Raw genomic sequence first — 10,668 nt, forward strand, 5'->3', positions numbered from 1 at the left:
AAGGACGAAAAATTTATATATCTTATTTATATAATTTACGTTATGGTTCCATATGTTAATCAGGTACAATATTACAGATAGGACGAGCTGAAAAACAAACCACTAGGTCTGGAACGATATTTAAAGGTGATGAAGACCAAATACTATTACCATTTGGATATCCATCCGAATGGATCAAAGAAGTTAGGGAAATTCCAAATAAATAGGAGGACCATATATATGTCTAAAAATGCAAAGGTACTATTAAGGCAAATTGAGATAGTAATTGAAATTAAAAAAAATAAACAAAAAGAAAAAGAAGATCCATTCTATGAAGATTTACTAAAACGATTAAATCGTTTAGCTAATTACCTACAAAGTAACGATTATACTAATGACGGACTAGAATCTCATCGAATTAAAGGCGCGGTGAGAGCCTATACTGATACCGGTCTAGTAAAAAGTTTTGACGACCCTTTACTTATTGAATTAGATAAATTAGAGACTATGCTAAATGAAAATTAACAATTCCTTTTCAAGTATATTAATTGTGAATAATATTAGACCACCTATTACAGGCGGTTTATTTCTTTTTTCTATTCCACATACACATAGGTTTCATTTGCTGTTAGACAATTTTTATTTTATACAGATGCCCCTTAATATAATCTGAAATTTATACATTTACATTTTTTCCTTTTATTTCATAATTTTAAATGGGAATGGGAGGAGAAAAATGGTTCAAATCAAAGTAACACCTGAAATGCTAGAAGAAGTTGCAAATCGTGCAGTAATACTAGACACACATTAGAATCCATACATAATAATTTATGTAATCAAATTGATCATTTGTGTTTTCAATGGATTGGTGCCTCTAATCAACAATTCATTCAAATGTTCAATGATGCGAGACCAAAAGCTTTTACATCTATCAATTCACTTATACAAGTGGAAGAAGATTTGAAACGAATTGCCGAAAAATTCCGCAATGCGGATGATCAAGATGTTACAATGGAAGAAGGTGCAATGTGTGGTAAACCATCTTCTGAAGAGAAAGGCTTTGATGGTAAAAAATTAGCTAGAGATATTGCCGGTGAAGTCAGTGGTGAATACGATGTTCGTCGTGCTTGGGATGGTATTGATCCATCTACTGGCGAAAAACTTTCCACTTGGGATAGAATCTTTGCTGGTGGAATGGCGGTAGCTGGTCTTACACCAGTTGGAAAGATTGCCAAAGTAGGAAAAGGTGTTAAAATGACTGCAAAGGCGGCCGAGGCCGCTGATACAGCTAAAAAAGCATCAAAAGTAGATCGCTCAGTTTACATTAATTCCGGCGGACGAAACGGTAATATTTCCCTAAACGAATGGCTTAGACGAGAAGAGGATGCAATAAAATCCTATGAAGGAATTAGAAATTCCACTACAGATATTCAGGCTATAGCTAAAAATACAGGAATAAATGAAAGACATATAAGAAGAGCGAAAGAACATGTATTTTTTAAAGAACATGATTTACGAGAATTAGGGATCGGTAGATTTCATCCGGATTATCCAATAGCACAAGGATGGAAACGTCTTGAAAGTGGAGAATTTTTATCAAATGATATGGAGTTAATTAGACATGAAATATTCGAATCTCGATTTGAAGGGATTTTTAAAACTGATTATAAAACAGCACACGATGCAACTTTAAGATCCGGTCGCCCTTGGAAAATACCTGATATAGATGCAGAATAAAAATGGAGGAGATACACTATGGCAATCCATATAACAATGAATAAAGAATTTGAAGATGAAGAGATAGTTGTATATCAATATTATCCATCTGAATCACCAGAAAAAGTTGGGAAAATGTATTTTCATAAAAAAGAGGAAATGTTTTATGATTTAGAACCTGTTCCAGAAGAATCAATTGGAACAAGAAAGCATTATTTTAATTGTGCGATTTCTAGAATAGTAATATGCCTGAGAAATGGCGGAGAATTTTTGGAAGAAATGACATACGGGGTATAGCACAACAAACAAGGATATAAAAAAACCGGCTCAAATAAAGAGCCGGTTTTTTTGTTATTTCACATATACATAGGATACATTTACCTCCAAATTATATATTTACATTTTCTTCTTCTTTTCCCGTAATTTAAATGGGAAAGGGAGGATCTGAACATGCAAAAAAATGAGTTAGAACAGAAATTATTACAAGAAGGGATACCAGAGGATTTATATAGTTTAAAGGGTGAATTACTCTTCTTTCAAATAAAAGTGTTTTACCCACAAAATAAAAAAACCCTCAACACGTTATGTGTCAAGGGTTTGAGCCTCTTAGTATAGAGACATATATTGATCGCGTTCCCATTGGTGAACTTGCGTGCGGAAAATGTCCCACTCAATCTCTTTCGCTTCGATGAAGTGCTCAAGTAAATGATCTCCTAGTGCACTACATACTACTTCATTAGATTGTAATGTAACTAACGCTTGCGCTAATGTTGCTGGTAAGTCAACGATACCTGCTTCTTCGCGCTCTTCTTTTGTCATTACATAGATGTTACGGTCTACTGCAGCTGGTGGAGTTAATTTGTTTTTAATTCCGTCAAGACCTGCTGCTAATAATGTAGCCATTACTAAATATGGGTTTGCAGCTGGGTCAACACTACGTACTTCTACGCGTGTACTAATACCACGAGATGCAGGGATACGTACTAATGGGCTACGGTTTTGTGCAGACCATGCTACGTAACAAGGTGCTTCATATCCAGGTACTAAACGTTTGTACGAGTTTACAGTCGGGTTTGCTACCGCTGTAAATGCTGGTGCATGTTTTAAAATACCTGCGATGAAGTGACGAGCATCATCACTTAATTGTAAGTCACCGTTTTGATCGAAGAACACGTTCTCACCATTTTTAAATAATGATAAGTTACAGTGCATACCTGAACCGTTCACACCGTATAATGGTTTTGGCATGAATGTTGCGTGTAAACCATGTTTACGAGCAATTGTTTTTACAACAAGTTTGAATGTTTGAATATCATCACATGAGCGAATTGCATTTGCATATTTAAAGTCAATTTCGTGTTGACCTGGAGCAACCTCATGGTGAGAAGCTTCAATTTCAAAGCCCATTTCTTCAAGTTCAAGAACGATATCACGACGACAGTTTTCCCCTAGATCCATCGGCGCAAGGTCGAAGTATCCACCGTTATCGTTTAATTCTAATGTTGGATTTCCTTTTTCATCAACTTTGAATAGGAAGAATTCTGGCTCTGGTCCAAGATTGAAATCTGTGAATCCTAAAGATTCCATTTCTTTTAATACACGTTTTAAATTGTTACGTGGATCTCCTTCAAATGGAGCACCAGCTGCAGTGTAAATATCACAGATTAATCGAGCTACTTTACCTTTTTCAGCTGTCCAAGGGAAAATTACCCAAGTATCTAAATCAGGATATAAATACATATCAGATTCTTCAATACGTACGAAACCTTCAATAGAAGATCCATCAAACATCATTTTGTTATCAAGAGCTTTTGTTAATTGGCTCACTGGAATCTCTACGTTTTTAATTACTCCTAAAAGGTCTGTAAATTGTAAACGGATATACTTTACATTCTCTTCTTTCGCCAAACGGAAAATATCTTCTCTTGTGTACCTAGCCATTATAAATTCCTCCTTAGTCCCTCTAAACACCTTCAGAATCAGTTTTCTTTAGTGAAAAAACCTTGAAATATCACCTTGTCGCAATGAAGTTCGATTAAATCTACCTGTATGTTGTAGTTCATCTCGAAGTATTTTGCGAAGCTCAGTTTTTGAAATTTCTTTCGTTTCTTCTTTTACTTTCACTGCTTCTGTTTGATTTTCTTTCATTAGTAACACTTGCTTAATACCAGCCATATTCAAGCCTTGATCTAATAAATCTTTAATCTCTAACAACTTATCTACATCGTTAAATGAAAATAATCTACGATTCCCCTTTGTACGGGTTGGAGAAACAAGATTATGCTCTTCATAGTAGCGAATTTGACGTGCAGATAATTGTGTTAAATCCATAACAATACCAATAGGAAACAGCGGGGCAGAACGTCTATCTTCTTTCATCGTTTCAGTTCCTCCTTCGCCTTAACTGTTTCTCATTTTATATCATGTTATGTTTAGTGTCAATAGATGTTAACTTTTCTAACATGATTTTTTTAAAAATTTTTCATTCTTTTTTCTAATGGCATAAATCAATACTTTCATACGCAAAAAAGCTGTCAAAATCGACAGCTTCCCTTTAAGAAATTGTTAACAAATTCTTTTCAATCAATTCATCAATTGCAGAACAAATCGCAATTTTAACATGCGAATACGTTAATCCACCTTGTACATACGCAACATAAGGTGGTCGAATCGGGCCATCAGCAGACAATTCAATACTTGCACCTTGAATAAACGTTCCCGCAGCCATGATTACATCATCTTCATACCCCGGCATATAGTTTGCATACGGAGTGAAATGAGAATTAATCGGTGATGCATATTGAATAGCTTGGCAGAAGGCAATCATACGTTCTTTATCATCAAATTGAACAGATTGAATTAAGTCTGTTCTTGGCGCATTCCACGCCGGTGACGTGTTCATTCCTAATTTCTCTAAAAATGCCGCTGTAAAAATCGCACCTTTTAGCGCTTGCCCCGCAACATGCGGTGCTAAGAAGAATCCTTGATACATTTCTTGTAGACTATATAAAGATGCCCCTGCTTCCGCACCAATCCCTGGAGATGTTAGACGATATGCACACGCTTCAACATACTGTTCTTTACCTACAATATAACCACCAGTTTTAACAATTCCCCCGCCCGGGTTTTTAATAAGAGAACCCGCCATTAAGTCTGCACCAACATGACACGGTTCTTGTTCTTCAATAAACTCGCCATAGCAGTTATCTACAAATACAACAACATCGGGCTTAATTTCTTTAACAAACGCGATCATTTCTTTAATTTGCGAGACGGTAAACGACGGACGAGTAGCATACCCTTTCGAGCGTTGAATACCAATCATCTTCGTGTTACTATGAATCGCAGCTGCCACAGCCTCAAAATCCACAGACCCTTCTTCAGTTAGAGGTACTGCGTTATAACCAATATTATATTCTTTAAATGACCCTACACCTTTTCCGCGCACACCAACAATTTCTTCTAACGTATCATATGGTTTCCCCGTAATGTACAACAGTTCATCACCAGGACGCAAAATACCAAATAAGGCCGTAGAAATAGCATGAGTACCCGAAATAATTTGAGGACGCACAAGACCAGCTTCCGCTCCAAACACATCCGCATACACTTTTTCTAACGTGTCACGACCAATATCATCATAACCATAACCTGTCGTCGGAATAAAATGTGAATCACTAATTTTATGTTTACGAAAACTTTCTAATACACGAAATTGATTACTTTCGATTACTTCATCCGCACGTTTATGTACTTCTGTAATTTGACTTTCTACTTCCTTTACGATTGGAGCAATTTTTTCTCCGTTTTTCAAACGATCAAACATTTTTATTTTCTCCTTCTTCCACTAAAAATCTCTTTAATTGCCCATTAAGCGATGAATGAGCAAATATATATCCTGTACAATCATACACAAATTTATCTTCTAGAAACTCCATTTTGGTTAATAGTGTTTCTGTCTTTAAAAGCGTTAATAACCTGCCTTCATTCGGAGGAATTTCCACTTGATAATCATCCATTTCTTCCTTCATCTTCATTTCTAACGCTTCTTTTATACGCAGTAAATCACGTTCTTCAAAAGCACTAGTCATTAAGAAATCACTCTTGGGAAACGGAATGAAATTTTGATGTAACTTATCTTTTTTATTATATAACGTAATAATAGGAATATGATTAATTTCAAGGTCTGACAATAATCCCTTTACCGTTTGCTCATGCCCTACATAATTAGGATCAGCCGAATCAACAACGTGTAAAATAACATCCGCTTCACCAGCTTCTTCTAATGTCGAACGAAAAGCAGCGATTAATGACGTAGGTAAATCTTGTATAAAACCAACCGTATCAGTCAAAAGCACGGTATAACCAGAAGGTAACGGCATCTTCCTTGTTGTCGGATCTAACGTCGCAAACAATAAGTTTTCTTCAAACGTATCAGCTTCCGTTAATCTATTAAACAATGTAGATTTCCCTGCATTTGTATACCCAATTAACGAAACTTGAAATACTTTATTATCTTTTCTTCTCTCACGGTATCTTTTTCGATGTTCCACAACAACCGCCAGTTGTTTCTTTATTTCATCAATACGCGATCGAATATGACGACGATCCGTTTCAAGTTTTGTCTCTCCCGGTCCTCTTGTACCAATTCCACCACCAAGACGTGATAAAGACAAACCTTGCCCCATAAGGCGTGGCATCGTGTATTGCAACTGAGCTAATTCTACCTGAAGCTTACCTTCTCTCGATTTCGCACGTTGCGCAAAAATATCTAATATTAATTGCGTTCGGTCAATTACTCTTGCATCTAATACTGAAGATAGATTCCGAATTTGACTTGGTGTTAACTCGTTATTAAATATAATAACAGCTGGTTCTAATTCTTCATTTAAAGCTACAAGCTCTTCTAATTTACCTTTCCCTATATAAGTCGCCGGATGGAATTTCGGACGTTTTTGCGTCGTTGATACTAACACTTCCGCTCGAGCAGTCTTCGCTAGTGATGCAAGTTCTTTCATGGAATGCATAAATTTTTCATCATCATCTTGCGACAATTGACAGCCAACTAATATGACTTTTTCTTTTTCTTCCATCAAATATGTTCACTCATCCTTTTCGAAATTTAAACCTTCTAATATAATAGCAGAGGAAGCACATTTCATCTAGTTAGCGGGGGAGAAAATTCATGGCATGGGAGATTTTTAGCATCATAGGCACAATCGCTTTCGCACTAAGCGGAGCCATTGTTGCAATGGAAGAAGATTATGATATTTTCGGGGTGTATATTTTAGGAATGGCAACCGCATTTGGGGGAGGTGCCCTTCGTAATTTACTAATCGGTTATCCGATTGTCGCTTTTTGGCAGCAAGACATGTTATTCCAAATCGCACTATTATCAATGACGATTATTTTTCTTTTTCCAAATAAATTAATTAGACATTGGAAAAAGTGGGAAAACATCACGGACGCCATCGGCTTATCAGCATTCGCTGTACAAGGAGCACTCTATGCTCAAAAGCTAGATTTACCAATTAGCGCTACAATCGTCGCTGCAGTTTTAACAGGCATCGGTGGTGGTATTATTCGTGACCTTTTAGCTCGTAGAAGACCTCTGGTCCTTCGAGCTGAAGTATATGCATTTTGGACGATTTTAGCAGGTTTCTTAATTGGCGCTAAAATTATCGTTAGCGATTGGGCTCTATACACCTTATTCATTTTAATTGTTTGCTTCCGCATGATTTCTATTCATTACAAATGGCATTTACCACATAGACGTATCGATACAAATGAACGTTCAATGCATAAGTAGTGCTCTAACCTCTTTACATATCGTAAAGAGGTTTTTCTTTTCTAACGAGTTTTTCTTTACATAATGTTTATACTAATTTTTAAAGTGAGGTGAATACAAATGACAAACCACGTTAATAAAGGTGCTCAAAAAAGCTCAGTAGACCAAATTGAACACGATCCTAATTCAGCACACGAAAAAAGCGCTAAAATGGAGCGCTCCCATAAATCTTACCAAGAAAAAGCGAAAAAAGAGTAAACGTACTTATATACCAAAAACAGACGCACAGTTTACGTACTGTGCGTCTCCTCTTCAAGCATCAAATCCATACTTGATATCCCAATTAAATCATATTTATCGTACGTATCCTCTTGTAACAATCGCATAGCTTGTGTACGAATTGATTTTTCAACAATATTCCGTACGTATCGTCCATTACTAAACGATGTAATTTGTGACGAATACTTTACCGCGTGTAAATGATCTCTAAATTTCCACTCCGCTTCTTTCGACAACTGATATTCACGCTCTTCATACATTCTCTTTCCAATTTCTAACAGTTGATTCACTGAATAATCCGCAAATTCAATAATAAAAGGAAAACGAGATTGTAATCCTGGATTTAATGAAAGAAAATGATTCATCTCTCTTGAATATCCAGCTAAAATTAATACAAAACCGTGCTGCTTATCTTCCATATGCTTCACAAGTGTATCAATAGCTTCCTTCCCAAAATCCTTCTCTCCACCCCGCGCTAATGAATACGCCTCATCAATAAATAAAATCCCTCCCATAGCCTTCTTTATTAAATCCCTTGTCTTTTGTGCTGTATGACCGATATACTCACCTACAAGATCAGCACGTTCAGCTTCAACTAAATGCCCTTTCGATAAAATATTCATCTCAAACAATAATTTCCCTATCATTCTAGCAACGGTTGTCTTCCCAGTACCGGGATTCCCCTTAAATAACATGTGAAGCACTTGCTTCTCAGACTTCAACCCCATCTCTTGCCTTTTTTTATTCACATAAATCCAAGCATAAATTTCTTTTATTATCTTTTTTATATCATCCATCCCAATAAGTTTTCCCATTTCTTCTTCAATTCTTTGCAACATCTCATGTTTAGTAGTGGTTTCACTTGAAATCACCGCTTTATTTTCTGATGCCGGTAACGAAATTTTCTTTCGATGATTTAATACAATATTAATTTGATTATTATTTTTCTTACGCATCGATTGTTCCATACAATCACCTCATTTTATCCACTCACCAAATATTATTATTCCAGTCCCTCTTTCAAATGCCTATTTTCAGAAAAGTTTGCTATAATATAAGAAATAATTAAGGTGGTGGGACTATGGAAACAACGGAATTCCATGATACAATACAAGCCTTTTCTATTTTTTTATTGAATAAAGGCCGAAAGTCTTCAACCATTAAACGTTATGTTTACGACATTGAAGATTTCGGACATTGGTTAGAAAAAAACAAAAAGCTCCCTTCCAGTAATATATGGGCAACACTTTGTACAAAAGACTACGAAGATTATTTTTCAGACTTAAAAACGAATCGAAACTACTCTGAGAAAACAATGCATCGTGTATTTATTGTATTAAATAGAATGCATCATTTTCTTAACATTCCCAATCCATTAAAGAATATGGAAATTTCTATTCAACCAGATCGCACACTACGTAACGAAGATTTTATTTCATCTGATGAAGAAAAAAAATTAAAACACATAGTCACTTCATTAGAAGGGCTTTCAGAAAAACAACGTCCTGTGCGTCCTTTATTAATGGATCGTAATATCACTATTTTAAACCTATTAATTGACTACGGTTTATCCTTACAAGAACTTACAGCATTAACTATGCATCACGTTCACTTTGAAACTAATACATTATCTGTCCCAGCAACCGCAGGAGTAGAAAGAACAATTACATTAACAAAAGAAGACAAAAAACAATTATACACATACTACAAAAGCATCCCTGAACCCGTTCGTCCAAAATACCATAGTAATGACCCACTGTTTGTCGCATTCGATTTTAATCGCGGAACATACAGATGGGTATACGAAAATGATGCGCCGAAAGGATTAACAGAAATCGCTATCCAAAAAATGATTCGCCTTGAAGTAGCTAGAGCTAATTTACGAAAAGGAATCTCAGGACAACACTTTCGTAACACCTATATTTTAAACTTAATAAAAAAAGAAACTCCGGAGTCAGAAATTATAAAGCTAGTTGGATTCAAATCAAAAATTTCGCTAAAACGATATTATCAATACGCAGAAAATAGAAAAAACGCCTTGAATTAAGGCGTTTTTTCTATTTTTTCTTTAAACAAACAATTTTATTATGACCATTTAACTATTTTTTGCATCTACTATGATGAGTTTCGTTCACATTCTCATTAGAAAGGAGAGATTTAATGTCTCGTTATAACGACAATGAAAATAAATACTCCAAACCATGCTTTCCAAGTAGCGCCGGACGAATCCCAAATACCCCATCAATCCCAATTTCCAAAGCACAAATTAGAACATTTCGAGCAATCATTAACGATTTAATAAAAATAATTCCAAAACTTTTCGCTAATCCTTCTCCCAAAAACATCGAAGATCTAATTGATACATTAAACCTACTAAGCAAATTCATCTGTTCGCTAGACGCTACTTCCTCCCTGAAAGCACAAGGATTAGCTATTATTAAAAACTTAATAACTATATTAAGAAATCCAACCTTCTTACCGGATGCTGTATTTATTGAACTCCAAATTTTAATTAATTACTTACTTTACATTACAAAGCTATTCCGAATTGATCATTGTACACTCCAAGGACTCCTTAAATTAATTGCAGAGCTACAAACTACTCTAGTTAATTCAGCTTCATTCGGCAGAGGACCTACTGGACCTACCGGACCTCAAGGCAACACAGGCGCTACTGGGGCCACTGGGCCTCAAGGTGTTCAAGGCAACACAGGCGCTACTGGGGCCACTGGGCCTCAAGGCGTCAAAGGTAACACGGGTGCCACTGGACCTCAGGGCGTTCAAGGTAACACAGGCGCTACTGGTGCTACTGGCCCTCAGGGTGTTCAAGGCAACACAGGCGCTACTGGGGCCACTGGTGCTACTGGCCCTCAAGGCGTCAAAGGTAACACGGGCGCTACTGGGGC

Annotated in this window: 12 protein-coding genes and 1 pseudogene; 8 read left to right on the plus strand and 5 right to left on the minus strand. The window is 36.2% G+C overall.

All coding sequences use genetic code 11. The features are described from left to right. Window positions 1-219 precede the first annotated feature (219 nt). From COC96_RS20895 to COC96_RS27630, 4 genes and pseudogenes are all read left to right on the plus strand, one after another. Window positions 220-504, plus strand: coding sequence for a hypothetical protein (locus COC96_RS20895; RefSeq protein ID WP_098266960.1), 285 nt, complete (start codon window positions 220-222; stop codon window positions 502-504). 211 nt (window positions 505-715) lie between these two features. Continuing rightward, window positions 716-1,275, plus strand: a pseudogene (locus COC96_RS28385) (WXG100 family type VII secretion target); the annotation flags it as partial. A 459-nt stretch (window positions 1,276-1,734) separates the two neighbouring features. After that, on the plus strand, window positions 1,735-1,992 hold the full coding sequence (locus COC96_RS20905) for a hypothetical protein (protein WP_000974349.1): 258 nt from the start codon (window positions 1,735-1,737) through the stop codon (window positions 1,990-1,992). A gap of 153 nt (window positions 1,993-2,145) precedes the next feature. Further along, entirely contained in the window at window positions 2,146-2,310 is a 165-nt protein-coding gene (locus COC96_RS27630; protein WP_176538768.1) for a hypothetical protein, read from the plus strand. Here the strand turns inward: COC96_RS27630 and glnA are convergent. The 4 genes from glnA to hflX form a co-directional block, all read right to left on the minus strand. After that, window positions 2,302-3,636, minus strand: coding sequence for a type I glutamate--ammonia ligase (gene glnA, locus COC96_RS20910; protein ID WP_098266959.1), 1,335 nt, complete (start codon window positions 3,634-3,636; stop codon window positions 2,302-2,304). The genes COC96_RS27630 and glnA overlap by 9 nt on opposite strands. Window positions 3,637-3,684: 48 nt before the next feature. After that, on the minus strand, window positions 3,685-4,074 hold the full coding sequence (gene glnR / locus COC96_RS20915; protein WP_000656783.1) for a transcriptional repressor GlnR: 390 nt from the start codon (window positions 4,072-4,074) through the stop codon (window positions 3,685-3,687). Between the two features lie 175 nt (window positions 4,075-4,249). Further along, entirely contained in the window at window positions 4,250-5,521 is a 1,272-nt protein-coding gene (locus COC96_RS20920) for a methionine gamma-lyase family protein (RefSeq protein ID WP_098266958.1), read from the minus strand. Further along, a complete protein-coding gene (gene hflX / locus COC96_RS20925; protein ID WP_141535912.1) occupies window positions 5,514-6,788 on the minus strand; it encodes a GTPase HflX in 1,275 nt (424 codons plus the stop codon). Before hflX ends, COC96_RS20920 begins: the two co-directional genes overlap by 8 nt. A 92-nt stretch (window positions 6,789-6,880) precedes the next feature. On the opposite strand from hflX, the gene COC96_RS20930 reads away from it, so the two are divergent. Next, on the plus strand, window positions 6,881-7,504 hold the full coding sequence (locus COC96_RS20930; protein ID WP_097902860.1) for a trimeric intracellular cation channel family protein: 624 nt from the start codon (window positions 6,881-6,883) through the stop codon (window positions 7,502-7,504). A 99-nt stretch (window positions 7,505-7,603) separates the two neighbouring features. Beyond that, complete coding sequence (locus COC96_RS27635; RefSeq protein WP_170956616.1) at window positions 7,604-7,741, plus strand: hypothetical protein; 138 nt, start codon at window positions 7,604-7,606, stop codon at window positions 7,739-7,741. Window positions 7,742-7,773: 32 nt separating this feature from the next. Here the strand turns inward: COC96_RS27635 and spoVK are convergent, their stop codons facing one another. Next, window positions 7,774-8,730, minus strand: a complete 957-nt coding sequence (gene spoVK / locus COC96_RS20935) for a stage V sporulation protein K (RefSeq protein ID WP_097902861.1) — start codon at window positions 8,728-8,730, stop codon at window positions 7,774-7,776. A gap of 113 nt (window positions 8,731-8,843) precedes the next feature. Here spoVK and COC96_RS20940 point away from each other — a divergent pair, with 113 nt between their 5' ends. Next, window positions 8,844-9,809, plus strand: coding sequence for a tyrosine-type recombinase/integrase (locus tag COC96_RS20940; RefSeq protein ID WP_098266956.1), 966 nt, complete (start codon window positions 8,844-8,846; stop codon window positions 9,807-9,809). 113 nt (window positions 9,810-9,922) lie between these two features. Continuing rightward, window positions 9,923-10,668: collagen-like repeat preface domain-containing protein (locus COC96_RS20945; protein WP_142340026.1), on the plus strand; the 746-nt coding region annotated here is incomplete at its 3' end.

Origin of the sequence: Bacillus cereus, assembly GCF_002577405.1 — a bacterium.
GTDB lineage: Bacteria > Bacillota > Bacilli > Bacillales > Bacillaceae_G > Bacillus_A > Bacillus_A cereus_AU.

What these genes read in the sequence shown, in the direction of transcription:
- COC96_RS20895 (WP_098266960.1), top strand. Translation starts at nt 220, where the DNA reads ATGTCTAAAAATGCAAAGGTACTATTAAGGCAAATTGAGATAGTAATT.
- COC96_RS20905 (WP_000974349.1), top strand. Translation starts at nt 1,735, where the DNA reads ATGGCAATCCATATAACAATGAATAAAGAATTTGAAGATGAAGAGATA.
- COC96_RS27630 (WP_176538768.1), top strand. Translation starts at nt 2,146, where the DNA reads ATGCAAAAAAATGAGTTAGAACAGAAATTATTACAAGAAGGGATACCA.
- glnA (WP_098266959.1), bottom strand. Translation starts at nt 3,636, where the DNA reads ATGGCTAGGTACACAAGAGAAGATATTTTCCGTTTGGCGAAAGAAGAG.
- glnR (WP_000656783.1), bottom strand. Translation starts at nt 4,074, where the DNA reads ATGAAAGAAGATAGACGTTCTGCCCCGCTGTTTCCTATTGGTATTGTT.
- COC96_RS20920 (WP_098266958.1), bottom strand. Translation starts at nt 5,521, where the DNA reads ATGTTTGATCGTTTGAAAAACGGAGAAAAAATTGCTCCAATCGTAAAG.
- hflX (WP_141535912.1), bottom strand. Translation starts at nt 6,788, where the DNA reads ATGGAAGAAAAAGAAAAAGTCATATTAGTTGGCTGTCAATTGTCGCAA.
- COC96_RS20930 (WP_097902860.1), top strand. Translation starts at nt 6,881, where the DNA reads ATGGCATGGGAGATTTTTAGCATCATAGGCACAATCGCTTTCGCACTA.
- COC96_RS27635 (WP_170956616.1), top strand. Translation starts at nt 7,604, where the DNA reads ATGACAAACCACGTTAATAAAGGTGCTCAAAAAAGCTCAGTAGACCAA.
- spoVK (WP_097902861.1), bottom strand. Translation starts at nt 8,730, where the DNA reads ATGGAACAATCGATGCGTAAGAAAAATAATAATCAAATTAATATTGTA.
- COC96_RS20940 (WP_098266956.1), top strand. Translation starts at nt 8,844, where the DNA reads ATGGAAACAACGGAATTCCATGATACAATACAAGCCTTTTCTATTTTT.